Below are 24,207 nucleotides of genomic sequence, written 5' to 3'. Positions count from 1 at the left end.
GACAATCCCCCATGCAAAAAATCGGCAGAAAGATTGACCATGAACAAGCGATTCACCCGGATCCTAGCCACCAGTGTAGCCGCGGCGGCACTCATCGGTACCCTGGGCGCCTGCGGAAAAGGCAGCGCCTCCGCCTCGTCCGAGGGCTCCAACGAGATCACCATGTGGACCCACAACGCAGGCAACCCCGAAGAGCTGGCCGCAATCGAAAACATTGTGGACTCCTACAACAAGAGCGCCGGCGCCAAGGCCAAGATCAAGGTCCAGGCGTTCCCGCAGGACTCCTACAACGACTCTGTAGTCTCGGCCGCGGCCTCCGGAAAGCTCCCCTGCATCGTTGACATCGACGGCCCCAACGTCCCCAACTGGGCCTGGGCGAAGTACCTGACACCGCTGAAGCTCGAGACCGATGTTTCCAAAAATCTGCCGAGTACGGTAGCCAAGTGGGAGGGTGAAACCTACGCCGTGGGCACCTATGACGTCGCCCTGGCCATGCTCGCACGCGCTTCCGACCTCAAGGCGGCGGGTGTCCGCGTCGCCACCATCGAGAAGCCGTGGACCAAGGACGAGTTCCAAGACGCGCTGACCAAGCTCAAGGCACTGGGCAAGTGGGAATACCCGCTGGACATGGGGACCGCCGGAACCGGCGAATGGTTGCCCTACGCCTACTCACCGTTCCTGCAGTCCTTCGGCGGCGACCTGATCAACCGCGACGGGTTCCAGTCCGCAGACGGCGCCCTCAATGGCGACAAGGCCGTCGAATGGGCCCAGTGGTTCCGCGGCCTTGCCGACCACGGATTCATGGCTAAGAAGAGCGGCAAGGACTCCACCCAGGACTTCCTGAACAACAAGAGCGGCATTCTCTACACCGGCTCCTGGGCTGCCGACAAGGCACGCGCTGCGGTGGGCGCGGACCTCGTGGTCATGCCGTCAGTGGACCTCGGGAACGGCCCCAAGATCGGCGGCGCCTCCTGGCAGTGGGGCGTGACCAGCGGCTGCGGCAACTCCGCGGCAGCCATGGACTATCTCTCCTACTCACTCAAGCCGGAAAACCTGGCCGCAGTGGCGAAGGCGACGGGTACCATCCCGGCCACCGACGAAGCCGCCGCGCTCCTCCCCGAATATGCCAAGGGCGGCACCAACCGGATCTTCATGGAACTGTCCCGCAACTACGCGGTGATGCGTCCTGAAACCCCCGCCTACCCTTTCATCGCCACCGAATACGGCAAGGCTGTTCAGGACATCCTCGCCGGCGCCGACCCCAAGACGGCACTGGACAAGTCGGTCAAGGCCATCGACGCCAACATCAAGTCCAACGGCGGCTACAAGAACTAGCCGGCTGCCAGCGGTACGACGACGGCGGTGCGCAACCGCCGCCGTCGAAAGTACCCCCGGCCCTGACTGTCGACGGAGAAACCCATGACAACCACCCAGCTTCCCTCCACCGGCCGCCGTCTGGCGGATCCGGCCCCGGCCGGACCGCCCAACAAACCGCGCCGCCGGACGCGCCACCTGCGCGAACAGATCAGCGGGTGGGGAATGATCGCCCCGGCCGCGGTCCTCCTGCTCGCCTTCGTCTTCCTCCCGGCAATCCTGGGCTTCGGCCTGGCGTTTACCAACGCCCGGCTGGTGTCTCCGCGGCCCGTAGAGTTCGTCGGAACCGACAACTTCGCGCGGCTCTTCGCGGATCCCACGTTTTGGCGGTCGCTGCTGAACGTCAGCTATTTTGCCGTCGTGGTGGTGCCCGTCCAGTCCGGCATCGCTCTGGCGATGGCCCTCCTGATCAACAAGAAGTTCCGCGGCGTGAACTTCTTCCGCACCCTCTACTTCCTTCCCGTGGTGACGTCCATGGTGGTGGTGTCCCTGCTGTGGCTGTTCATGTACCGCAAGGACGGCCTGATCAACGAGATGCTGTCGGCGGCCAGCTTCGGCCTGATCAACGGCCCGGACTGGCTCAACGATCCCGCCACTGCCATGCCGGCCATCATCGCCCTGTCCATTTGGCAGGCCGCAGGGTTCCACATGATCATCTGGCTCGCAGGCCTGCAGAGCATCTCCGGCGAACTGTACGAGGCCGCCCAACTCGACGGGGCCAGCCGCTGGCATCAGTTCCGTTACGTGACCTGGCCCGGACTCAGACACACCCGCACCCTGGTCCTGGTGACCATCACCATCCAGGCGCTCGGGCTCTTCGACCAGGTCAGCGTCATGACCCAGGGCGGCCCCCTCGATTCCACCACCACCATCATCTACGAGGCGGTCCGCTCCGGCTTCAAGCAGCAGGAAACGTCCTATGCCTCGGCCATCTCGCTCGTATTCTTCGTCCTCGTGCTGCTGATCTCCGCAGTGCAGCGCTACGTGACCCGAGAGAAGGACTGACGTGAAACAGACGCTCCATTCAAAGGGTCTCAGCAGCGCAGCGACCATGGCGGTACGCATCCTGTTCGCTGCCGTCGCCGCCTTCCCCATCGTGTTCATGATGGTGTCCTCCCTCAAGCCGGACCAGCAGATCTTCGGCGACATGTCCTCCGTGGCAGCCTTCCTGCCGATCGGAAACATCTCCCTGGACAACTACACCGCAGTGTTCGACCGGGTCCCGGCCGCCCGATTCCTCATCAACTCCATCGGCATTTCCGCGGTGACGGTGGTGCTCGGCATCTTCATCAACAGCCTCTGCGCGTTTGCCCTGTCCCGCATGGAAGTTCGCGGCAAGCGCGTGGTATTCACCGCGATCCTCGCCACCCTCATCGTGCCCTTTCAGACGCTGGCACTGCCGCTGGTGTGGTGGGTCAACCAGCTGCCGTACTTTGAGCTCAACGGCTTCAGCCTAGAGATCTCGAAGGGCTGGCTGGACACCTACCAGGTCCAGATCATCCCCTTCATCGCCAACGCGTTCTCCATCTACCTGTACCACCAGTACTTCGAGTCCATTCCGAAGGAACTGGACGAGGCGGCCCGGATCGATGGCGCCGGCTGGTTCAGCATCTACCGCCGAGTGGTTATGCCCCTTGCGGGACCGGCCACCGCCACCGTTGCCATTCTGACCTTCCTCCCCGCCTGGAACTCGTACCTGTGGCCGCTCATGGTGGTCCAGTCCGAGGAGCTCCGCCCGGTGATGATTGGCATCCAGTACTTCTTCCAGCTCAACGTCTCCTGGGGCGAGGTGATGGCTTACGCATCCCTCATCACCATTCCCGTGGTGGTCCTGTTCGTCGCGTTCCAGCGTTCCTTCATCAACAGCATCGCCTCCAGCGGCGTCAAGGGCTGACCGGCCTCCTCACGCGAAAGCCCATAAACACCCTCATGAAAACAATCACCGAGCTCGACTGCCAGTACCGGCCCAAGTGGCACTATTCCGCGGAGCGCAACTGGCTCAACGACCCCAACGGGCTGGTCTACTCCAACGGCATCTACCACCTCTTCTACCAGCACAACCCGCACGGCACTGAGTGGGGCAACATGTCCTGGGGCCACGCCACTTCCACAGACTTGCAGCACTGGGAGGAGCAACCCGTTGCCATCGAGTGCGATGAGCAGGAGGCCATCTTTTCCGGCTCCGCAGTGGTGGATGTCCAAAACACCAGCGGTTTCGGCGTAGGAACAGTACCGCCCCTTGTGGCCATCTACACCAGCGCGTATTCGCCCGCGTCGCCGCTCGCGGGACGGCAGGCACAGTCCCTCGCCTACAGCACGGACGAGGGCGCCACCTGGACCAAGTACGCCGGGAACCCCGTGCTTGACCGGCTGTCCCCGAACTTCCGGGACCCCAAAGTCTTTTGGTACAACGGCGGCGCCGGCGGCTACTGGGTGATGGTCGCCGTCGAGGCACTCCACCACGAAGTGGTTCTCTACAAGTCTGCGGATCTGTTGTCCTGGGAGTACCTGAGCACGTTCGGCCCAGCGAACGCAACGGGAGGGGTATGGGAGTGCCCGGACCTGTTTGAACTGCCGGTGGACGGCGATGCCTCAAACACCCGGTGGGTCATGGTGGTAAACCTGAGCCCCGGCGGTATCGCCGGCGGTTCAGGCGGCCAGTACTTCATTGGAACGTTCGACGGCGTGACGTTCCGTTCCGAAACCACCGTCACCGAAGGCGTGCAGGCCGACGACAGCCGGATGGCCGAGTACGGATGGCTGGACTGGGGGCGGGACTACTACGCGGCCGTATCCTTCAGCAATGTTCCGGACGGCCGGCGGCTCATGATCGGCTGGATGAACAACTGGCAGTACGCCGCCGCAACACCCTCAGAGGGCTGGCGCAGCGCGATGTCCCTGGTCCGCGAAGTCATGCTGGTGTCCCGCGGCGGCCGCCCCTTGCTGGTGCAGGCGGCGGTGGACCCGTTCGACCACCACGGTACAGAGCTGTTCGCCCTGGACCGGCAGCCGTTGGCGGACGGGGTGACCTGGCTTCCAGCCGGGGCCCGCGGTGACGTGCTGAGGATCGATGCCGAATTCGAGCCGGGCGCTGCCCGCAGGGTAGGTCTCGTGCTCAGGGCCGGCAGCGAATCCGGCGGTGCATCCGGTTCGGGGCCCGGAGCCGGAGAGCGCACTGTCCTGGCATACGACTGCCTCACGGCGGAGCTCAGCCTGGACAGGACCGAATCCGGCAACGTGGGGTTCCACGAGGCATTCGCGTCGGTAGAGCGCGTTGCCGTGCCGTTGGAGGACGGCCGGTTACGGATCCGGGTCTTCCTGGACCGCTGCTCCGTCGAGGTCTTCGCGCAGGACGGGCTGGCGACCGTCACGGATCTGGTTTTTCCGGCACACTCCGGCAACGCCGTCGGGCTGCTGGCAGAAGGCGACGGCGGCACCCTGACGAGCCTCGCCGTCGTCGGCTGACGCCGGCGCGGGCGCGCAGTTGTTCCGAACACCATCGACTCTGACCCCTGCCGACCGATACAGTTCCCGAATCTGTTCCGGACGCTTCTTGGAGGCCACCGTGCTTAAAGGAATCAGCAGGATGACAGGTGCTGTGGCGGGGCTGGTGCTTTCGCTCGGCATGATCGCACCGTCCGTGACGGCAGCGGGCGCGGCAGTCTACGACTTCAATTCCGCCTCCAGCCTGCAGGTGGTGGTCAACAAGCACCGGCAGCTGTACCCGGCCGCGTATGTGCCGGGTCAGCTGGTCAGAGTCCAGGCGGAACGGTTGCGGGCGCCGGCCGAGGACGCCTACAAGCAGTTTGCCAAAGCCGCCAAGGCGGCCGGCGTGACCATCCTGCCGATCAGCGGCTACCGTTCGTTCAGCCAGCAGGCCAGCCTCTATGACAGCTACGTGCGCCAGTATGGACAGGCTACGGCGGACACCCTTTCCGCCAGGCCCGGCTATAGCGAACACCAGACCGGCCTGGCGATGGACATCGGCAATGCCAGCGGAATCTGCGCCCTGCAAGCCTGCTTCGCAAATACCCCGGCGGGCCAGTGGGCGGCGGGGCACGGCTGGGAGTACGGATTCATCATCCGATATCCGGCCGGGGCCGGGGCCACCACCGGCTACACCTACGAGCCCTGGCATCTGCGCTATGTGGGTCGGGCCATTGCCGAGGATATGCATTGGACCGGGATCAGCACCCTCGAGGAGTACTTCGGTCTGGAAGCGGCCCCGGATTATCTCCGGTAAAGGATTTCCCGCCGTGCGGTCGATTGCGCGGCAGGCCTGGTGAACCGGTTAAAAGCTGAAGGCGCCGGTCCGGTCTGGCCTTGCGCGGCCGGGCTCTGGGCGCCCGGACAGGGTCCCGCCGCAGGAACCAGCGCCACCGCAACCAGAACGGCCGAGGCCGCGGCTGCCAGCACAATCCAGATCGTCCGGAGGCTCGGCATTCCGGGAGAGAACTTCCCTACGGCATGTCTGCATGCCCGCTTGGCGAAGGAAACGGCAGGCCGCCACTGCGGTGGGCGCCGGCGTCGAAATGGATTCAATTTTTCAGCCTCAGCGCGCGGGCGAGGTTATTCATGGGTTCAACATTCCTGGTTCTGGTGGAAGCCATCCCGCCCCATCCATGGCCCGTATGTGCGGAGGGCGGAAGCGCCCGGAGTTCCGGGCGCTTCCGCCTCATGACTGCCTGCTGACTACTTGTACAGGCCCGCGCCGCCGATTTTGAGGTTCGTGGGCAGGTACCCGAACGGGCCCAGGCCGTTCTGGCCGAAGGTGCGGTCAACTGCCGAAACTCCGTTGCGGAAGTTGATCTTCACGGTGGGCGAGAGGGAACCGCCGCGGACGCCGTTCACGTTGTCGATGAAGGACTGCACCAGACCGCCCGGCTGGACGTAGTGCGAGTACGCCTGGAACTGCCGGCCGTTCTGGCGGGCATCCGGTCCTTCGGGCGCATTGGCCGGCATGTTCAGGTCCGTGGGGGATGCCAGAGCCAGGCCGCTGTTGTTCATGGGCTGGTAGTCGGAACGGACGCCGTCGCCCACAAAGCCGTAGACGCCGTCGGGGCCGCGCATGCCATCCGCGTAGGTGAACTGGTGGCTGATGGTGAACAGGTAGTACTTGTTCTTGCCGCCCTCGTTCTGGATAAAAATCTGCGGACGCTCGGTCTGGTCATTCACGCAGTTGGCGGACAGGACCGGCGGCAGGAAGTGCCACTTTGTCAGGTCCTTGTTGTCCGCCACTGCCAGGCCCACGTTGGCGGTCTGGAACCATGACCCGGTGCTGTTGACCTGTTCAAGTGTCTCGGCATTCGGGTCCCCCGGGCGGTAGCCCAGGTCCGCGTTCGTGCACTTGTAGTCGCCCCGTTTACCGCCGGTGTTGCCTTCGAAGACCATGAAGGTCTTACCGGGGTGCGCCGGGTCTGCGAACGTGTACGGGTCGCGGAAGGCGAAGCCCGGGTTCTGGGCCTTGTTCTGGTACAGGACGCCGTCCGGCTCAAGGAGTTTGGTGTGCTCGAAGCCGTCGAAGCTCACGCCGTTCTTGTCAGCGTGGATGTTGCCCAGCGCCTTGGCAATCACGGCGTCCGGGGCGATTCCGCCGCGGCCGGCATTGCGCTCGGCAACGTCGAAGAAAGTGGTTGCCGTGTAGAAGACGTCGACGTGGTTGCCCTGCATCAGGCGGGTGGAACCGGACCATTCGGTGTTGCCGATGGAGGTGTTGTCCAGGAACAGGTGTCCGCCGTAGTTCCACTTGTCCTTGGCCGGGTCGGCGTTGGTCTTGCGGAAGAAGTAGCCGATCCGGGCGTTCCAGTGCCTCTGGTCGAAGCCGTAGCCGGCGTGGCGGTCGGCAACGAGCGAGAAGATGACGTCCCAGCCCTTGTAGCTGATCTGGTTTGCGTTCTCGTCGGTCAGGGACCAGGTGTCCCACACCCAGACGTCGTCGTTCATGGCCGGGAAGTCCGGCGGGATTTCCGGCATGGTGACGTTGGGGCTCATGGAGTTCTGGCCCGGGGACACGGCGGTGCTGCTTTGGGCCATGATCTGTTTGGCATCCGCACGCGTCCACTTGGAGGTGAAGGCCGCGGCCGGATCGAACGGCTGCTGGGTGTGCTTGGTGGGTAGGGGAAAGCCCGGCGTCGGAGCCGGCATTTGCCCGCCGCTCGGCGGATCCGAGGGCGCGTTTGCCTGCGCCGACGGGACGGAAAGGAAGACGGAGGCCGCAACGGCCGTTGCCAGTGCCGCGGCGACTGAACGCCACCGCAGCTTCCGGGGTGTATTGGGGTGCTCGTGCATTTTGCTCTTCTCGCGGAGTGAGACCATTCGTGGAAGACGGGCGTGTGCCCTCTATCCCCGAAACTCCGGCAGCCCCGCTGACACCGCAGGCGTCATCGAGGACGCCATTGTGTCGAGGGGCGGGACCTCGGTAGGGCCCCGCCTGATGGCCCGGGAGGGTGCTGATTTCCCGGACGTTCATCACCGTAGACAGTGCTGGCCAGGATTCAAAACCGCATTTCCGGCACTAAAGCGGTTTAGAACGCAACGAATGTAAGCGCTTGCACGACATCTCCGCGCGCGTGCCATGGCGCTAATCTGGAGTCAAATGTTCATAAAAAATATGATTTATGATCGAGGTCGCCGGCTGTTTACCCGCCTGCCGCCCGAAAGGCAGCCGCCGTTCAGCCCAGCACGGCGGCTTGGGCACGGCGCACCAGAGCCCCCGGCCGAGGCCGGGGGCTCTGGTTGGATGTCACGTCCGTGCGGTTCAGCGAGGTGCTGCCACCCGTTTTCGGTTCCGGGAGGGCGCCGCGGCGATCAGCAGGGCCGCTAGTGCCACCGCCGCGCTCAGGATCAGTCCCGGGCGGTACTGCTCCAGCATTGCGGCCGCGTCAACGCCGGCGGCCCTGCCGGACGCGTGGCCGTGACCGCTGACCATGGCAGTGGTGACGGCGAGAACCAGGGCGGCCCCCACCTGGGTGCTGGTCTGGATCAGGCCGGCCGCAAGGCCCTGTTCCGAGTTCCGGATGCCGGCGGTGGCCTGGACGTTGATGGACGGGAAGGCCAGGGCGAAGCCGACGCCCAGCAGCAGAACTGAGGGCAGAATGTCCGTCACGTAGTTCGGCGAGGTGCCCACCCGCAGGAACAGCAGGTAGCCGAGCGTCAGGGAGGCCAAACCGGTCAGGATCAGCCGCGGGGCGCCGAACTTGTGGATGAGCCGGTCCGCGAACGGTGCGCTCGAGGCCACCAGCAGGCCCGTGGGAAGGAGCGCCAGGGCCATGCCGAGGGGGCTCCAGCCCAGCACGGACTGCAGGTAGAGCGTGAGGATGAACTGGAAACTCAAGTAGGAGCCGAACAGGCCCACGGCGCTGAGGTTCGCCCGCGCCACCCAGCCTTCCCTGAGAATGCCGAACCGGATCAGGGGGTGCCGGACACGGTTCTCGATCACCGCGAAGGCCGCCAGCACCGCTGCGGAGGCCACGAATCCGGCGATAGTTGCCACAGATCCCCAGCCGTTCCCGGGTGCCGCAACAAGCGTGTACACGAGCCCCAGCATGCCGGCGGCGAGGGTGACGGCGCCCCAGGGGTCGTGCCCGCTGTCCTGTCCGCTGCCTTCGGTCTTGCCGGCGGCGTTGTCCCGGGGGATGAATTTCAGGCCAAGAAGCACGACGGCGACCGCCACCGGGACCGAGACCAGGAAGGTCCAGCGCCAGCTCATGGCCGTCATCAGGCCTCCGACCACAAGCCCGAGTGAGAAACCGCTGGCGCCGAAAGTGGTGAAGATGGACACAGCCCGGTTGCGTTCGCGGCCTTCCGCGAAGTTGGTGGTGATGATCGAGAAACCGGCGGGAGCAGTGAACGCGGCCGCCAGTCCCTTGAGGAAGCGGGTGCCGATCAGCAGGGCCGGGTCATCCACCAGGCCGCCAAGCAGGGAAGCTGCGGCGAACACGCTGAGTGCAATCAGGAAGATCCGCCGCCGGCCGAGCAGATCGGCCATCCGGCCGCCCAGCAGGAGCAGACTTCCGTAGCCGAGCACGTAGGCGGAGACGATCCACTGGAGTGATTCGGTTTCCAGGTGAAGTTCGGTGCCGATCGAGGGCAGGGCCACACCCACCATGGATACGTCCAGCGCGTCGAGCGCCAGAACGGTGCACAAGACCAGGAGCAGCATCCACTGCGCACGCGTCCAGCGGACGGGAGTAAGCCGTTCGCCGGCAGGTCTGTCAAGAGTGGAAGTTGAGGTCATGGCACCAACCTATATGACACGTCATTGAATGACAAGGAATATTATGACGTGGACTTTTAATTCGTCATGAACTAGAATTTCGGCATGGCAACACCGCAGGACCGCCAGCTGGTTGAGCAATGGCGCAGCATCCAGACCACGTACTTCCGCACCGCGGGGGCGATCGACCGTGCCCTGGAAACGCGATTCAACATCGGCCTGACCGAATTTGAAATCCTGGATCTCGTGGCCGAAAGCAAAGACGCTGCGTGCCGGATGAAGCAACTGGGTGAGCGCACCCCCATGACCCAGAGCGCTATGTCCAAGGTGGTGGACCGGCTCGACAAGGCCGGCCTCATTTCCCGCCATTCCTGCGAAGATGACCGGCGCTCACTCTTTCTGGAACTCACCGACGCCGGCCGCGCACTCCACCGGGAAGCCGCCATAGAACACCGCGCCCTGCTCAAGGAAAACCTTCCCTGAACCGTATCCCCCTTTGGGAACAGCAGGCAGCTATGCCAATCGACCGGAAGAGCTAGGGCACGCCTTTTGCAGGCCCCCGACGGCCGCGGATGGCATCGGGGCTTCAGGTCACCTGCGCCAAACCCAGCCAGCGCAAAGGTTCCCCTGAGTCCCTAGCAATTCCGCTGCAACAGAGTGGTCACAGGAACACCCGCCAAGAGGAGGACCCTGATGATCATCTACCGCCCCATGGCCCCGCTGACGGCCGGACGTGGGAGGATCCTGGTATGGAAAACTCCCCCGAGGTCCTCCGTTATGCGGCCTTTTCCACGACGCCGGACGGCGGCAATCCTGCAGGCCTGGTCCTGGATGCCGGCCATCTGGACGATGCCGGGATGCTGGCCGTGGCGGCCGCCGTCGGGTACGCCGAAACGGCCTTTGTAACGGAGCCGGGCGTCGGCGGGGACCCGCGCCGTAGCCGGGTTCGCTACTTCTCCCCGATCGCCGAGGTCCCGTTTTGTGGCCATGCGACGATCGCGCTGGCCGTTGCGCTGAGCGCACGCGACGGGGCTGGATCCTTCACCTTCGACACCCCCGTCGGCCCCGTCGTCATCGAAACAGCAGGCGACGGCGCCGACATCACCGCATCGTTTACCGCCGTGGAGCCACGGGTGGCCGTATTCGACGACGGCGTCCTGGCCGAACTCCTCGGCCTGCTCGGCGTCGGGCCGGCGGATCTCGATCCCGCCTACCCGCCGCGGATCGCCTATTCCGGGAACTGGCATCCGGTGCTGGTCCTGGCCGACCGCAGCCTTTTCGACTCCTTTGGCTTCGATCCGGAGGCAGTGCGCCGGCTCATGGACGCTCAGGGCTGGGCCGCAACGGTGGCCGTCCTGCACCGCATTGCGGATGGCGAATTCGAAGCCCGGAATCTGTTCCCCGTCGGAGCCATCACCGAGGACCCCGCAACAGGGGCCGCCGCTGCGGCGGTGGGCGCCTACCTGCGCCTCCTGGGCCTGGTCGGGCCCCCGGCGAGGGTCTTGATCCACCAGGGACGGCACGTCGGCCGCCCGGGCTTACTCACCGTGGACATTCCCGCCGCCGGCGGAATAGTGGTGAGCGGCACGGCTGTCCGAATCCCCGCCGCCTAGGGCAACAGCTGATCAGAGCCGGGCAGGGTTCCTTACGTCGCGTCCTTCGTCCCCGGGGTAGCGCGGATTTCGGTCCGGAACCCGATCAATTTGTGGGTACCGTCGCAGTAGGGCTTGATCGCGGACGCGCCGCAGCGGCACAGGGCGATTGTTTTGCGCGTCCGTGGCACTGCTTCCCCGGACGGGGTGACGATCTCGAATTCGCCGCGGACCAGGATTGGCCCGTCGGGACAAATAACAATGGCGCCGTCGCCGGAAGATTCCTGCGGGTTCTGGTTCATGGATTTTCCCTGTCTGGGTTCGTGCCCGGTCAGACCGCGGCGGGGACGAGCGATTTCAGCGAGGACGTGCCGTTTTCCCATGCCTCCATGATGTGGAGGGTGAGCCGTGCGTCGATGGCGAGCACCGCCGTCGCGCCGAACAGGACGTCGGGAAAGAGGTCCGGTTCTGCCTCCACGAGCCCGCCGGCGAGATCCCTGCCTGCGATCTGTTCGTGCACAGCGTCCGCCTCGACGTGCTCGTCGAAGTACGCGGTCACCTCGGGTCCGAATCCGAGCCGCCGGAAACCGTTGCCGTACAGCTGGTTCGGCCGGGAGGACGTCATCTCATAAATCGCCAGATGCCCTGAGATGGCTCCCCGCAGTCTGCGGTTCAGTCCGAAAAGGGACATCATGTTGACCGCGGCGAGGGAGATGGCCGGGACGGCGTCCACATAGCGGCCGTAGACGTCGTCCAACCCCAGTCCTCGCATGGTCCGGGCGAAAAGGGCGCTGTGCATGCGGTCCGGCCGGCCTCCGCCGTACTCGTCGGCCTGGATCTCCACCAGCGCAGCCTTGGGCCGACCGGTCAGCCTCGGGATCGCCCAGGTGTGCGGATCGGCTTCCTTGAGCTGATAGATCGATTTGTGGACCAGGAATTCACGGAGCTGTTCGAGGGTCGCCTTCTTCGCCACAAAACGGGACATGCTGGGTCCACCATCCTGGCCCGCGAGCCCAAACAGTATGTCCGCCACAGCGTCACTGTCCAGGACCGCGGCAGGAGGAGACTGAACCGGTCCTGCGGACAAGCGGGCCGCGGACCGCAGCGCCATCTCGAACGGTTCCTCCAGCAGCTGCCGGAGCGCGATCAGACCGGGGCTCCATTCCCAGCGGTCATCGACTCCGTCCAGGCCGCCGTAATGCAGCTCATAAAGGCAGAACAGGGTCAGCTGGATGTCGCCGTCGTCGATGATGTCATCGGTGAGTGGCAGCTGCGCCTCGATGAGATCGTGCAGCGCGCCCTGTGCTGCGGAATCATCTCCGGTCCTGCCCGCCAAGAGCCGGAAGAGCCCTCCGCTTATGGGTCCGCGCGCGTCAGGGATCTTCATGTTTTCTCCTACGTGGGCCCTAGCGGTAGTGGCCGGGGTTGGTGATGGTGCGTCGATGTGAGCCCGGCCCGGGGGTGAAGCCGGCGGGGCCAGGGTCCACTGTTTAGCTGTTGCCGGTGTAGACGAGGCTGTCCGCGTCGACTTCGTTCGCCGGGGCGTCCGCAAGTCCCTGCGGCGACAGATCCATGTCCATCAGCCCGGGGAGTTGATTGGGGGCCGCGGAGTGCCCGGCGATGGGTGTGCTGTGGTTGGTCACGGTGTGCCCCTAATACTTTGTTGGATACAGGCCCGGGAGGATGCTGCCTGTCATGGGCCGGGTATTTCCATCTGGAACCCGCACCGGCAGCGCAGAACACGGGTCCGGAAATAGTCGCCCAAAAAATCCGGGGTGCCGGCGTGAGTGGAAACCGGCCGATGCGCGCTGCGCCGCTCGGGGTCCACCGCGGACATCGGCTCCTGGCAGTGGCTGTAGGCGTCGTCGCGGTGGACGGCGCCGCCGCTGTTTCCGTTCCGCCCCGGGATGGCTGCGAGAAATGCCGCAGTGGTAGCAACCACGTGCGAGCTTCCGCAATTGGTGCAGCTGATGGCTGCCGCGAGGGTTTCCCGCTGCGGATTCATCGTGGTGACGGAGTCCAGAAGGAGGTGCCGGTCGGTGTCGCATGTCGCGCACCATGGCCGGCGGCCCCGGGGCTGGTGGGCATCCCGTGGCACGTACGTGCTTGACGTGATGGTCATCCGGGTCAGACCAGGCCCGGGTAGCTGGCCAGGATGTAGTCCGCAGCGGCAGGTCCTTTCATGCGGAGGCCGTTGCGCTTGGGATGGATCTGCTTCTCTTTCATGGCCGCCCAGAAGGCATCTTCGGGTCGGGGCGTGGCCTGGCTAAGGAAGCACCAGCTGGTGTAGAGGCCGTAGAGGCAGTCCTTGCCCAGGGCGTGGTCGGATGCAGGGTCTTGGGCAGTGGCTTCCTGCAGGAATTGGTCATACTGAGAAGTTGCCATGAGTGGCTCGTTTCCTCGCGGTGCATTTTGTGCCGCCGTGTGGCTACAGCAGCTAAGCATCCAGGCCGTGCACGGGGCGCTGAAGCATGACCCCGGCCTGCTGCGTCACCGCAGATCCGGGGATAAAGTGCTGTCGAGCTGGGAGTCCACGTGCTCTGGGACCAGTCAAAACAACTTCTCTACAATGTAGACTGTAGGCGTAGACTACACATTAAGCAACCAGCTAATTACCTTGAAATGTGACTAGTCCGCACCAACCTGAACGGAACACCATGTCGCCCGAAGAGTATCCGGCGCCCCCAGCGACTCCTGGCAAGAAGACGCGGCTCAGCCGGGACGTTGTTCTATCCGCGGCGCTGGCATTGGTGGACGCCGAAGGACTCGACGCCCTCACCATGCGCAGGCTCGGGCAGGAACTCGGGCGGGATCCCATGGGCCTGTACCGTTACGCAGAAAACCGCGCAGCACTGCTGGACGGCGTCTCAGAGCTCGTCCTGAATGAACTGGTCATCTTTCCCGATGATCCGGACTGGCAGGCGCAGCTCCGACGCATTGCCCACGACCTGCGCGAGCTCGCCCTCCGGCACCCCAACGTCGTTCCGCTGCTTGTGACCCGCCCCCTGTCAACGCCCCTGGGCCTCCGGCCATTGGGGACGCTGCGGCCGCTGGAGCAGATCCTGTCGCTGCTGATCGACGCCGGATTCGCGCCTGTTGACGCCCTGCACGTCTACCGCGCCTACTACGGATACCTTTACGGGCACATCCTCAACGAACTGCAGGAATTCGTCGTCGACCCCGACGAAAACGAGGCACTTCTCCGCCTGGGCCTGCACCGTTTGCCGCCGAAAGACTTCCCCCGCCTCCGGTCCCTCGCCCCTGTCCTTGCCGACTACGACGGGATGGCCGAACTGGATGAAGGAATCAGCATCCTGCTTTCAGGCCTGGCAGCCCATCTCCCGCCACCGGGAGCCTCGGCCAAACCCTGATCCGGAAATTCCCTTGAAAGGATCCGCCATGTTTCTCCTCCTCGGCCTCAAGACGGTGCTGCGCGGCCTTCCCGAACGGATGGCAACGTGCCAGTACTGCCACCAGTTCGTGCAGCATCGACTGCAAGAACGCGCCACCAAATTCACCCTGTTTTTCATCCCCGTCTTCACCACCTCCAAGGCCTTCAACATCACCTGCTCCAATTGCGGACAGAACTCGGTCGTCAAGCCGCGGCAGAAAAACATGCTCCTGAGCTAGGCAGGCCGGTGCGGCATCAGCGGGGCTTAGACAGCCGATCCTTCGCGTGATGGCTTCCGGGCCCGACAGGCACTAGTTCCGTGGCTTTCGCGAGACCTTCGGTAGGCATCGAGACGTACATGCTCTCGGCTCGGCTCACCTGGAATGTCTCGTGCCAGATACCGACGGCCTTGGGGGCTTTTCTTGCCTGGCGGTTGAAAGCCGTCCAGGCCGGCCTGTGCTCGGATTCGGGCGCACTCGCGTAGGCATACAGCTTCTCCACCGACTCCCAGTACTGCACGATCACCGGCCCGCCGGCGCCGAGGGCGAACCGGCAACCAAGAAGGCCGGAACCCGGCTCCCGGAAGAGTTCGGCCAGCATGCTCGGCATCGCCAGTAAGGCCGGCAGCCACAGATCCGGCCGCCAGGGACTGTTGATGCGCATGCCGATGAGGAAGACCACCAAATCACCTGAATGGCGGTGCGTGAAACGTCCAGCGTTGATGCGTGCCATACTTTCCCCTAACTAGATACCGATACTCTCCAATATTGGCGAGTGCCACTATCTAAGTCAAGGAGAAACTTTGCGCATCTCACAACTGGCCGCTGCCACCGGGGTTCCTGTGGCCACCATCAAGTACTACCTTCGGGAGAAACTACTTCACGACGGCGTGCTGACCTCCGCGACCCAGGCCCGCTACGACGACTCGCATGTGCGACGGTTGAAGCTGATCCGGGCACTCATTGGCACCGCGGGGCTCAGCGTCAGCGCCACCCGCGAGGTACTTCGTGGCCTCGAAAACCCGCCACAGTCCGGCCACGACCTGCTCGGAATAGCGCACCACGCGGTCACCCGGACCGCACCGGACGACGTCGACCTCTCCTCGGCACAAAAGCTCTTGGACCGTTGGGGCTGGGGCGCAGAGACTTGCGACCGCGATACCCAAGCGGCCCTGGTAAAGGCCCTGCACGGGCTCTCGGAGGCAGGATTCGACGCGCCGGCCGCGCTCTTGGACCGCTATGCCTCGGCCATGCAGGACATCGCAGAGGCCGACGTCGAAAGTGTTCCCACGGATTCGGCCGAGGCCGCGATGCAGCACGTGGTTCTCGGAACGCTCCTGATGGAACCGGTACTTCTGGCCATGCGCCGGCTTGCCCAGCAAAGCGCATCTTTCCAGCGGTTTGGCGGGACGGAGTCCTAGATGACCGGGGAGCGCCGCTCGATCAGCACCGTATCCCGCCATTGCCCCGCACTGGGGCCGTAGCTCATACGGGCGATGCGGTTTCGCCGGCCGACGACGGCGAAACCGTTTGCGAGGTGGAGCTTCAGGCTTGCTTCGTTTTCGGGGAAGACACTGGCCTGGATGGTCCAGATCCCGCATTGCTCGGTCGACGCCGCCAGGGCCTGAAGCAGTCCGGCTCCCACTCCCCTGCCACGGGCTTCTGCGGCGACGTAGACGGAGTGTTCCACCACGCCGGCATATGCGGGCCGCGCGGACACGGCGGAGACAGGCGCCCAGCCGAGGATGGCGCCCCCGTGTCCCTCGGCGACAAGACGATGGCCGGGGAGCCGGGAACTGGTGAAGCGTTCCCAGTCCGGCACGTCTGCTTCAAAGGTGGCGTGGCCGGTGGCGATTCCTTCGCGGTAAATCCCCCGGACGGCTGGCCAGTCGTCCTCGCGCATGGAGCGGATCTTGACCCCAGACCCTTCGTGCGCGGTCACAGGGTTGCCAGGAGTCCGGCCGCCTGCTCGAGCGCCCCGGGCATCAGGGAGTAATAGGCCCAGGTGCCGCGCTTTTCGCGATGCAGCAGCCCGGCCTCGACCAGGATCTTCAGGTGGTGGGACACCGTCGGCTGGCCCAGGTCCAGGGGTTCGGTGAGGTCGCAGACGCATGCCTCGCCGGAATCGCCGGCCTTGACGAGGGAGAGCAGCCGGAGCCGGTTCGGATCGGCCAGCGCCTTGAAAACCAGAGCCCTCTGCTGGGCGTCTTCGGCGCTCAGGGTGGGCCGTCCTGCGGGAACGCAGCAGGCTTCATCCGTGGCTGATTCGACGATAGGCAGCGAGGTCATGTACCCATTATGGCCTGATATTGATAATCATCAATGTATCGGCTGCGGGCGGCCCGTTTCGGCACTGTGCGCCAGGACGACGTCGTCCGCGCTGCGGGCCGCGGAGGGGAACAGGACGAGAAGGAGACCAAGGCCTACTGCCGCGCCAACCAGCTGCGCCACGACGAATCCCGGAACGGAGGCCGGTGCGATGCCGGCGAAGGTGTCACTGAAGATGCGGCCCACCGTCACGGCCGGGTTCGCGAACGACGTCGAGGACGTGAACCAGTATGCGGCTCCGATGTAGGCACCCACCGCCGGCGCGGCAAGAACGCCACGGTTGGTGGCGGCTAGGGCGAAGATCAGCAGGACGAGCCCCGCGGTCGCGACAACCTCACCCAGCAGATGTCCCGGCGTCGTGCGTTCCTTGACGGAAATGGCGGTGCCCACCTCAAACATGGCGTTCGCGACCACGCTGCCGCTGACCGCCCCCACGGTCTGGGCAACGATGTAGGTGCAGAGCTCCGGCAGGGCCAGTCCGGTACCGTCGCGTCGGCCCAGGATCCAGTCGGCGAGGGACACGACGGGGTTGAAGTGCGCGCCGCTCACGGGCCCGAGCACCAGGATCAGAACCGTCAGGCCCAGCACCGTGGCGGTGCTGTTCTGGAGCAGCTGCAGGCCGATGTCACTGGGGGAAAGCTGCTGTGCGGCGATCCCGGAGCCGACGACGATTGCCACGAGCAGGCTGGTGCCGAGCAGTTCGGCGACGGCGCGGCGCCACAGCGGCGGCTGGTTGGAAGTCATGCCAACAGCTTGACCGAAGGAATTAACTCAGTCAAAATTGACCCAATGAATATTGAGACAGCAGACGATTTCCGGGCGCGGGTAACCAAGCACGCGGCCCTCGCCGATCCTGCGCGGCTGCGCATCGTCGACCTGCTGACCCTGGGCGACCTCTCCCCGACGGAGCTGCAGGCAGAGCTGGGAATGCCCTCGAATCTGCTCTCCCACCACCTGCGCGCGCTGGAAGAGGCCGGGCTGGCAACCCGTCGCCGCTCCGAAGCGGACCGTCGGCGCAGCTATGTCCGGCTTGCCGCCGGCGCCCTGGAGGGCCTGGTTCCGGGGGCCGAACACGGGGCCCGCCGCGTGCTGTTCGTCTGCACCCGAAACAGTGCACGGTCCCAGCTGGCCGCCGCACTCTGGCAGCAGGTCAGCGAAATCCCCTCGACGTCGGCGGGAACGCATCCCGCGGACCGCATCGCCCAAGGCGCCATCGACGTCGCCCGCCGTCACGGCGTGGAGCTCGCGGACCTTCCTCCCCGCAGGCTGGATCAAGTGGCGGCGACGGGGGACTTCGTGGTGACCGTCTGCGACAACGCCCATGAGGAGCTTCCCGGCTTAGGCGGCGCGCACTGGTCGGTGCCGGATCCGCTGCGCCTGGGCACCGAAGACGCCTTCGAGAGCGCCTTCACTGACATCGCCCACCGGATCAGTGACCTCGCACCCCGCGTACTCGCGGCCTAAAACCCGAAACCCGCAAATATTGACAACTATCGATCTATTGTTCGATACTTCATACATCGACAGGCATCAATGTCTAGGCAGTCAAAAGTGGCGCGACGACGTCGACCTCATCAAAACCGATCCGCACCTAACTGATTCCAGGAGAAACCTCGTGAGCACCGAAACCGCCAAGAAGCCGTCCGTCCTGTTCGTCTGCGTCCACAACGCCGGCCGGTCCCAGATGGCCGCCGCCTTCCTCACCAACCTCGGGGAGGGGCGGATCGAGGTCCGCTCAGCCGGTTCCCAGCCCGCGGACCAGGTAAACCCGGCAGCCGTGGAGGCCATGGCGGAACTCGGCATCGACATGTCGGCTGAAATCCCCAAGATCCTCACCACCGAGGCCGTGAAGGAATCCGACGTCGTGATCACCATGGGCTGCGGCGACGAGTGTCCCTATTTCCCCGGCAAGCGCTACGAGGACTGGGTCCTGGAGGACCCTGCATGGCAGGGCGTGGACTCCGTCCGTCCGATTCGCGACGAGATCAAGACCCGCATCGAGGCCCTCATCGCATCCCTCACCCCCGTGGCCAAGTAACCCGTACCGAGCCACAGGAAGCCCCTGACCTCGACCGGAGGGGGGTGAGCTGAATGAAGACAGGATGCTGCAGTGACTCGGGTTGCTGCGACGACTGCCCTGATGACATGCAGGGCCGCTGCTAACACCCCGTTCGCCGGCCCCACCAGGACCGGCAGGTGTCTCCCAACAGAACCGCCACACTTACGGATGAAAGAGAGGGCACTATGGATTCAACGAAGAACCTTCCCGTTGCCGTGATCGGCGCCGGTCCCGTGGGCCTGGCCGCTGCGGCCCACCTGCTGGAACGCGGTCTGGAACCGCTGATCTTCGAAGCCGGCCCCACCGCGGGTGCCGCGATCGAGCAGTGGCGCCACATCCGGTTGTTCTCCCCCTGGCGGTACAACACCGACGCCGCCGCCGTCCGCCTGCTCGAAGCCTCCGGTTGGGAATCGCCCCGGCCCACGGCCCTGCCCTTCGGCGGGGAGCTCATTGAGCAGTACCTGACACCGCTGGCTGCCCTTCCCGAGATCGCCTCGCGCCTGCGGACCGGCGCCCGCGTCCTCGCGGTCACCCGCCAGGGCATGGACAAGACCCACACCCGCAACCGCGACGCCGCATCGTTCGTGGTCCGCGTCGAGCACGAGGACGGAGAAACCCGCGACCACACCGTGGCCGGGGTCATTGACGCCTCCGGCACCTGGTCCACCCGCAACCCGCTGGGATCCTCCGGGCTCCCCGCGGTCGGCGAAGCCGCCGCTGCCTCCAGGATCTCCGCCCCGCTGCCGGACGTTACTGGCCGTGACCGGGCCGCGTTCGCCGGCCGCCGTGTCCTGGTCGTCGGCGCCGGCCACTCCGCCGCCAACACCCTCATCAGCCTCGCCGACCTGGCCAAGGACGAACCGGACACCCGGATCCTCTGGGCGGTCCGCGGCGCGTCCGCCGAGAAGGTCTACGGCGGCGGCGACGCCGACGGGCTGCCCGCCCGCGGCCAGCTCGGTGCCCGCCTGCGCCGCCTCGTCGAGGCAGGAACCATCGAACTGCACACCGGCTTCGGCATCGGCTCGCTGAAATCCCTCCCCTCGCACGTGACCGTCGAGTCCGTGGACGGCCGGACCCTCGAGGCCGACATCCTCGTTCCCTGCACCGGCTTCCGCCCGGACCTGGAGATCCTGCGGGAACTGCGGCTGAACCTGGATCCGGCCGTCGAAGCACCCACCGAACTGGGCCCGCTCATCGACCCTGAATTCCATTCCTGCGGCACCGTCCCTCCGCACGGCGCAGCACTGCTGGCCCACCCGGACAAGGACTTCTACATCGTCGGCATGAAGTCCTACGGCAGGGCGCCGACCTTCCTGCTCGCCACCGGCTACGAACAGGTCCGCTCCGTCGCCGCGGCCCTGGCCGGTGACCGCGAAGCCGCCGACACCGTCCAGCTTGAACTCCCCGAAACCGGCGTCTGCTCCTCCGACGCCGGGACCGGCTGCGACGTTCCGGCCGCCGCCGACCTCGTGTCCGAGTCCTCATGCTGCGCGGCTCCGGTGCCGCTCATCATCGGTTTCCCCACGGGGCTGTCCCACGGCCGATCCGGCGAAAGCCAACCGGCCGCATCCGTGTTCAGCAGCCCCGGCGCCGATAAGGAAGAATCGAAGGCATGACCGAGACCACGAAAACACCCAGCGTCCTGTTCGTCTGCAGCAAGAACGGCGGAAAATCCCAGCTCGCCGCCGGACTGATGAACCAGCTCGCCAACGGAACCGTTACGGTGCACTCCGCCGGGACCAAGCCCGCCGAATCGCTGAACCCGCAGGCCGTGGAGTCCCTAAACGAGCTCGGCATCGACATCAGCTCCGAACACCCCAAACCCGTCACCGAGGACGCCCTGGAGGCGGCCGACGTCGTCATCGTCCTGGGCACCGAAGCTAAGGTCGAGCCCCGCGAGGGCAAGCGGCTCGAGTTCTGGGATACGGACGAGCCCTCCGAACGCGGCATCGAAGGCATGGAGCGCATGAGCCTGGTCCGGGACGACATTAAGGCCCGAGTCCAGAAACTGTACGCGGAGCTCACCGGAAACTGACCGTACCCGCGACGCCGGAGCGCACATCGTGGACCCGACGAAGGACCAGAACCTGGCGGGGTACAGCCGCGCCCACCGCGACCTCGACGCCTTCCTGCAGGGCGCAGCGCCCGCAGATCTCCACCGCAAATCCGACGGGACACGCTGGACCAACGAGGAGCTGCTCTTCCACATGGTCTTCGGCTACATGGTGGTCCGCGCCCTGCTTCCGCTCGTCAACGTTGTCCGCCGCCTCCCCCGGCCGGTTGGCAGAGCATTTGCAACCGTCCTCAACGCGGGCACTCGTCCGTTTGATGCGGTGAACTACTGGGGTTCCCGGGCCGCCGCCGTCGTCTACAACAGACGCAGAATGAGCCGGAAACTGGACATAACCATCGCCGCACTCTCCCGCCGCCTCGGCCACGAGAGCTCCGAGTTGCTAGCCAGGTCGATGCCGTTCCCCGACAGGTGGGACCCGTTCTTCACACCGCTGATGACGCTCAACGATGTGTACACCTACCCCACACGCCATTTCGACTTCCACGCCAAGCAGCTGAGTCTTCGGAGTGAGCGGGACGACGACTGACAGCCGCCTTGTGAGCGGTGCTGTTATATGTAAGTATCTGCGTATGAATGCAGATAGCGATGCTTGCACCCTCACCGCGGACAGTCAGTACGTTGAACTGGCGGTGGAGGTTTTTGCCATGCTGGCCGATGCCACCCGGGTGAGGCTGATCCTGGCCCTGCGCCACGGCGAACTTCCCGTCAACGTGCTTGCCGAAAAGGCCGGAAAATCTGCGGCTGCGGTTTCCCAGCATCTGGCTAAGATGCGGCTGGCGCGCATGGTCGCCACCCGCCAGGAGGGCACCAAGGTCTACTACCGCCTGCAGGACGGGCACGCCTGGCAGCTCGTAGCCGACGCCATTCACCAGGCCGAACACACCCTCGGCGTAGCTCCGCATCACACCGCCGCTCCGCACGGCCTCAAGACGGAGGCCGGCGCATGAACCGGCCCACGCATCCCGGCCACGAGATCCACCGGCACCCGCACAGTCACTCTGGGCATGACGCAGACGACGGCGGCTTTCAGGCTCACGACGACGACCATCACCACGGCTCGCACGGGCACGTTCACGCGACCGGGTTCAAGGGGTGGCTGCAAGGACTCTTCGTGCCCCACTCCCATGACGCGGCCGACTCGATCGACTCAGCAATGGAGACAAGCGCCCAGGGCATTCGTGCCGTGAAAGTGTCCCTGCTCGGGCTGGGGGCGACGTCACTGTTCCAGCTGGTCATCGTCTTGATCAGTGGGTCCGTGGCGCTGCTGGCGGACACGGTCCACAATTTTTCCGATGCCCTGACCGCCGTGCCGCTGTGGATCGCCTTCCTGCTCGGACGCCGCCGCGCGACCCGGACGTTCACCTACGGATTCGGCCGCGCCGAGGACCTTGCAGGGCTGTTCATCGTGGCGATGATTGCACTCTCGGCCGTCGTGGCCGCCGTCGAATCGATCCGGCGCTTCTTTGAACCCCAGCCGGTCCAGAACCTGGGCTGGGTGCTCGCCGCCGGGCTTGTGGGCTTTGCCGGCAACGAACTCGTCGCGATCTACAGGATCCGCGTGGGACGACGGATCGGCTCCGCCGCGCTCGTCGCCGACGGCATTCACGCCCGCACCGACGGCTTCACTTCACTGGCCGTCGTCACCGGAGTCATTGGCATCTGGCTCGGGTTTCCCCTCGCGGACCCGATCGTGGGCCTGTTCATCTCCGCCGCAATCGCCGTGCTGCTGTGGGGAACCATTCGCGACATCGGGCGCCGGCTCATGGACGGCGTCGACCCTGACCTGACGGACCGCCTGGCCGCGGTTGTCACCGCCCACGCCCCCGCCGGCGCAACGTCCCGGCTGCGCTGGTCCGGCCACCGGCTACATGTCGAGGTCTCTATCCCGCTGACCGAACTCACCGCTTTAGGGGAACTTGCCACTATCCACGACCAACTCGACCATGCCGTCCGCCAGGCACTCCCGAACGTGGGATCCGTGACGACGGTGCCCGCGTTCGCCCAGACAGGCGCGGACGGACCGCCTCGTCCCCCGAGCCACGGATAAACCTGCCGCCCCCGGTCCTTCACGCCCGCCGCTCCGAATCACTTTCAGAGACCACGAACGGAAGGTGACCATGAGTGTTCAGCAGGCAGCCGCCGCCACGGGAATGGCTCCGCTGCGGCGGGAAGTTTTTCCCACGGAGCTGGGTCCCTGCACGGTGCGGGTCCAGCAGGGTACCGGTGGCCGGCGTCCGGCGTCCGGCACAGCGGATGTCTACCTTCATGGCGCCGCGGGATCCTGGACTACCTTCCGGGCACTGCTTCCCGCGGCCTCGGCCCACGATCGGGTGCTGATTGATCTTCCGGGCTGGGGTGAATCCACCAAGGGTGCCCGGCTGGAAGATTTCGGTATCGAGGCGATGGCACAGGCTGTCACCGACGTGCTGAATTCACTCGGCTACCGGCGCTGGAACCTGGTGGGCCACTCCATGGGAGGGTTCCTGGCATTACACCTTGCCGCGGTGCAGCCCGAACGGACCGCCAGCGTGGCCACCATTTCAGCCACCACATTCGGCGTGTCCGGGGCGGCCCGCAGGCCACTGCGCAGCCTGTTCACGTTCCCGGCGTTTGTTGGCATGCTGCTCGCCATGCGCTCCATGGCAGTCCTGGGTCCGGCGGGGTCGGCCCTGGTCCGTGCAATCGGGGCCACCCCTGTGATGCGACCGCTGATGTCGCCATTCTTCGCAGAACCCGCAGCCATTCCCGCCGGCGCGCTCCGCGGGCTCGGCGACGACGCCCGGCCGGCCAGCTTCTCCGCGGCAGCCCGGGCCGCGGCCCACTACGATTTTGGCCAGTGGCGCGGCATCCGCTCCCCCGCCCTGGCGATCCGCGGGGACCGCGATGTGTTCACGCCTCAGTCCGACCTGGTTCAGTTGGCCAGCATCATCCCGCACGCCCAGACGGTGACGATCCCGCGTTGCGGCCATTTCGCCAACATCGAGCGGCCGGAGCAGGTGCAGCGCCTGCTCGGTGATCTGCGTGTTCTGTGAGCTGTCGGTCTGCGGCGGGCGATCTCCGTGAACCCCGAAATCCAGTTGTCATGACTCTTGACCGGCGATACTCACCGATATATCGTTAAGTATCGCCGAAACATCGGCGCTACTAGTCAGATTCACTTGAACTGGAAGGACGA

The 24,207-nt window shown here is 65.3% G+C and carries 29 protein-coding genes; 18 read left to right on the top strand and 11 right to left on the bottom strand.

Features of this window, described 5'->3' with window-relative positions; genetic code table 11:
• Window positions 1-39 precede the first annotated feature (39 nt).
• From AC1DKQ_RS06505 to AC1DKQ_RS06485, 5 genes are all read left to right on the top strand, one after another.
• Window positions 40-1,335, top strand: a complete 1,296-nt coding sequence (locus AC1DKQ_RS06505; RefSeq protein WP_476918484.1) for a sugar ABC transporter substrate-binding protein — start codon at window positions 40-42, stop codon at window positions 1,333-1,335.
• A gap of 84 nt (window positions 1,336-1,419) precedes the next feature.
• Entirely contained in the window at window positions 1,420-2,379 is a 960-nt protein-coding gene (locus tag AC1DKQ_RS06500; protein ID WP_476918483.1) for a carbohydrate ABC transporter permease, read from the top strand.
• Between the two features lie 46 nt (window positions 2,380-2,425).
• Window positions 2,426-3,268 carry a carbohydrate ABC transporter permease gene (locus AC1DKQ_RS06495; protein ID WP_476883240.1) on the top strand — a complete coding sequence of 281 codons (843 nt, stop codon included), beginning with the start codon at window positions 2,426-2,428 and terminating at the stop codon, window positions 3,266-3,268.
• Between the two features lie 35 nt (window positions 3,269-3,303).
• The gene (locus AC1DKQ_RS06490; RefSeq protein ID WP_476918482.1) at window positions 3,304-4,839 is read left to right on the top strand and encodes a glycoside hydrolase family 32 protein; all 1,536 of its coding nucleotides are present in this window, start codon (window positions 3,304-3,306) and stop codon (window positions 4,837-4,839) included.
• 121 nt (window positions 4,840-4,960) lie between these two features.
• Entirely contained in the window at window positions 4,961-5,617 is a 657-nt protein-coding gene (locus tag AC1DKQ_RS06485) for a M15 family metallopeptidase (RefSeq protein WP_476918481.1), read from the top strand.
• 449 nt (window positions 5,618-6,066) lie between these two features.
• Here the strand turns inward: AC1DKQ_RS06485 and AC1DKQ_RS06480 are convergent, their stop codons facing one another.
• Entirely contained in the window at window positions 6,067-7,662 is a 1,596-nt protein-coding gene (locus AC1DKQ_RS06480; RefSeq protein WP_476883205.1) for a glycoside hydrolase family 68 protein, read from the bottom strand.
• A 469-nt stretch (window positions 7,663-8,131) separates the two neighbouring features.
• A complete protein-coding gene (locus AC1DKQ_RS06475) occupies window positions 8,132-9,610 on the bottom strand; it encodes an MFS transporter (RefSeq protein ID WP_476918480.1) in 1,479 nt (492 codons plus the stop codon).
• 84 nt (window positions 9,611-9,694) lie between these two features.
• On the opposite strand from AC1DKQ_RS06475, the gene AC1DKQ_RS06470 reads away from it, so the two are divergent.
• Window positions 9,695-10,072, top strand: coding sequence for a MarR family winged helix-turn-helix transcriptional regulator (locus tag AC1DKQ_RS06470; protein ID WP_476883203.1), 378 nt, complete (start codon window positions 9,695-9,697; stop codon window positions 10,070-10,072).
• 266 nt (window positions 10,073-10,338) lie between these two features.
• Window positions 10,339-11,202 (top strand): PhzF family phenazine biosynthesis protein, encoded by an 864-nt coding sequence (locus AC1DKQ_RS06465; RefSeq protein WP_476883202.1) that lies wholly within the window; start codon window positions 10,339-10,341, stop codon window positions 11,200-11,202.
• 32 nt (window positions 11,203-11,234) lie between these two features.
• Here AC1DKQ_RS06465 and AC1DKQ_RS06460 read toward each other — a convergent pair whose 3' ends face one another.
• The 5 genes from AC1DKQ_RS06460 to AC1DKQ_RS06440 all read right to left on the bottom strand — a co-directional run bounded on the left by AC1DKQ_RS06460 (window position 11,235) and on the right by AC1DKQ_RS06440 (window position 13,566).
• Window positions 11,235-11,483 (bottom strand): CDGSH iron-sulfur domain-containing protein, encoded by a 249-nt coding sequence (locus AC1DKQ_RS06460; RefSeq protein ID WP_476883201.1) that lies wholly within the window; start codon window positions 11,481-11,483, stop codon window positions 11,235-11,237.
• 29 nt (window positions 11,484-11,512) lie between these two features.
• The gene (locus AC1DKQ_RS06455; RefSeq protein ID WP_476883200.1) at window positions 11,513-12,568 is read right to left on the bottom strand and encodes an iron-containing redox enzyme family protein; all 1,056 of its coding nucleotides are present in this window, start codon (window positions 12,566-12,568) and stop codon (window positions 11,513-11,515) included.
• Between the two features lie 103 nt (window positions 12,569-12,671).
• Entirely contained in the window at window positions 12,672-12,824 is a 153-nt protein-coding gene (locus AC1DKQ_RS06450) for a hypothetical protein (protein WP_476883199.1), read from the bottom strand.
• A 50-nt stretch (window positions 12,825-12,874) separates the two neighbouring features.
• Complete coding sequence (locus tag AC1DKQ_RS06445; protein ID WP_476883198.1) at window positions 12,875-13,303, bottom strand: hypothetical protein; 429 nt, start codon at window positions 13,301-13,303, stop codon at window positions 12,875-12,877.
• Window positions 13,304-13,308: 5 nt separating this feature from the next.
• Window positions 13,309-13,566: a hypothetical protein gene (locus AC1DKQ_RS06440; RefSeq protein ID WP_476883197.1), complete on the bottom strand. Its 258-nt coding sequence runs from the start codon at window positions 13,564-13,566 to the stop codon at window positions 13,309-13,311.
• Between the two features lie 272 nt (window positions 13,567-13,838).
• On the opposite strand from AC1DKQ_RS06440, the gene AC1DKQ_RS06435 reads away from it, so the two are divergent.
• Both AC1DKQ_RS06435 and AC1DKQ_RS06430 read left to right on the top strand, forming a co-directional pair.
• Window positions 13,839-14,552: a TetR/AcrR family transcriptional regulator C-terminal domain-containing protein gene (locus AC1DKQ_RS06435; RefSeq protein WP_476883196.1), complete on the top strand. Its 714-nt coding sequence runs from the start codon at window positions 13,839-13,841 to the stop codon at window positions 14,550-14,552.
• A 28-nt stretch (window positions 14,553-14,580) separates the two neighbouring features.
• On the top strand, window positions 14,581-14,811 hold the full coding sequence (locus tag AC1DKQ_RS06430; protein ID WP_476883195.1) for a zinc-ribbon domain-containing protein: 231 nt from the start codon (window positions 14,581-14,583) through the stop codon (window positions 14,809-14,811).
• 16 nt (window positions 14,812-14,827) lie between these two features.
• Here AC1DKQ_RS06430 and AC1DKQ_RS06425 read toward each other — a convergent pair whose 3' ends face one another.
• Window positions 14,828-15,304 carry a DUF4188 domain-containing protein gene (locus tag AC1DKQ_RS06425; protein ID WP_476883194.1) on the bottom strand — a complete coding sequence of 159 codons (477 nt, stop codon included), beginning with the start codon at window positions 15,302-15,304 and terminating at the stop codon, window positions 14,828-14,830.
• Between the two features lie 70 nt (window positions 15,305-15,374).
• Between AC1DKQ_RS06425 and AC1DKQ_RS06420 the strand changes: the two genes are divergently transcribed.
• Window positions 15,375-15,992, top strand: a complete 618-nt coding sequence (locus AC1DKQ_RS06420; protein ID WP_476883193.1) for a MerR family transcriptional regulator — start codon at window positions 15,375-15,377, stop codon at window positions 15,990-15,992.
• On the opposite strand, the gene AC1DKQ_RS06415 is transcribed toward AC1DKQ_RS06420, so the two are convergent.
• From AC1DKQ_RS06415 to AC1DKQ_RS06405, 3 genes are read right to left on the bottom strand one after another with little or no spacing between them, the layout of a single operon-like run.
• Window positions 15,989-16,474 carry an N-acetyltransferase family protein gene (locus tag AC1DKQ_RS06415; RefSeq protein ID WP_476883239.1) on the bottom strand — a complete coding sequence of 162 codons (486 nt, stop codon included), beginning with the start codon at window positions 16,472-16,474 and terminating at the stop codon, window positions 15,989-15,991. The two genes, AC1DKQ_RS06420 and AC1DKQ_RS06415, sit on opposite strands and share 4 nt — an antisense overlap.
• Before the next feature lie 35 nt (window positions 16,475-16,509).
• Window positions 16,510-16,860, bottom strand: a complete 351-nt coding sequence (locus AC1DKQ_RS06410) for an ArsR/SmtB family transcription factor (protein ID WP_476883192.1) — start codon at window positions 16,858-16,860, stop codon at window positions 16,510-16,512.
• A 30-nt stretch (window positions 16,861-16,890) separates the two neighbouring features.
• A complete protein-coding gene (locus tag AC1DKQ_RS06405; protein WP_476918479.1) occupies window positions 16,891-17,643 on the bottom strand; it encodes an aquaporin in 753 nt (250 codons plus the stop codon).
• A gap of 45 nt (window positions 17,644-17,688) precedes the next feature.
• On the opposite strand from AC1DKQ_RS06405, the gene AC1DKQ_RS06400 reads away from it, so the two are divergent.
• The 8 genes from AC1DKQ_RS06400 to AC1DKQ_RS06365 all read left to right on the top strand — a co-directional run bounded on the left by AC1DKQ_RS06400 (window position 17,689) and on the right by AC1DKQ_RS06365 (window position 24,064).
• Complete coding sequence (locus AC1DKQ_RS06400; protein WP_476918478.1) at window positions 17,689-18,363, top strand: metalloregulator ArsR/SmtB family transcription factor; 675 nt, start codon at window positions 17,689-17,691, stop codon at window positions 18,361-18,363.
• A gap of 151 nt (window positions 18,364-18,514) precedes the next feature.
• Entirely contained in the window at window positions 18,515-18,937 is a 423-nt protein-coding gene (locus AC1DKQ_RS06395; protein WP_476918477.1) for an arsenate reductase ArsC, read from the top strand.
• Between the two features lie 206 nt (window positions 18,938-19,143).
• Entirely contained in the window at window positions 19,144-20,574 is a 1,431-nt protein-coding gene (locus tag AC1DKQ_RS06390) for an FAD-dependent oxidoreductase (protein WP_476918476.1), read from the top strand.
• Complete coding sequence (locus AC1DKQ_RS06385) at window positions 20,571-20,993, top strand: arsenate-mycothiol transferase ArsC (protein ID WP_476918475.1); 423 nt, start codon at window positions 20,571-20,573, stop codon at window positions 20,991-20,993. The genes AC1DKQ_RS06390 and AC1DKQ_RS06385 overlap by 4 nt, the downstream gene beginning before the upstream one ends.
• A 28-nt stretch (window positions 20,994-21,021) precedes the next feature.
• The gene (locus AC1DKQ_RS06380; RefSeq protein ID WP_476918474.1) at window positions 21,022-21,558 is read left to right on the top strand and encodes a DinB family protein; all 537 of its coding nucleotides are present in this window, start codon (window positions 21,022-21,024) and stop codon (window positions 21,556-21,558) included.
• Window positions 21,559-21,601: 43 nt separating this feature from the next.
• A complete protein-coding gene (locus AC1DKQ_RS06375) occupies window positions 21,602-21,979 on the top strand; it encodes an ArsR/SmtB family transcription factor (protein WP_476883185.1) in 378 nt (125 codons plus the stop codon).
• Window positions 21,976-23,079, top strand: a complete 1,104-nt coding sequence (locus AC1DKQ_RS06370; RefSeq protein WP_476918473.1) for a cation diffusion facilitator family transporter — start codon at window positions 21,976-21,978, stop codon at window positions 23,077-23,079. Before AC1DKQ_RS06375 ends, AC1DKQ_RS06370 begins: the two co-directional genes overlap by 4 nt.
• A 70-nt stretch (window positions 23,080-23,149) precedes the next feature.
• The gene (locus AC1DKQ_RS06365) at window positions 23,150-24,064 is read left to right on the top strand and encodes an alpha/beta fold hydrolase (protein ID WP_476918472.1); all 915 of its coding nucleotides are present in this window, start codon (window positions 23,150-23,152) and stop codon (window positions 24,062-24,064) included.
• Window positions 24,065-24,207 lie beyond the last annotated feature (143 nt).

The organism is Arthrobacter sp. 05L421, assembly GCF_056397785.1.
This window is presented reverse-complemented; position numbering and strand designations above follow the sequence as displayed.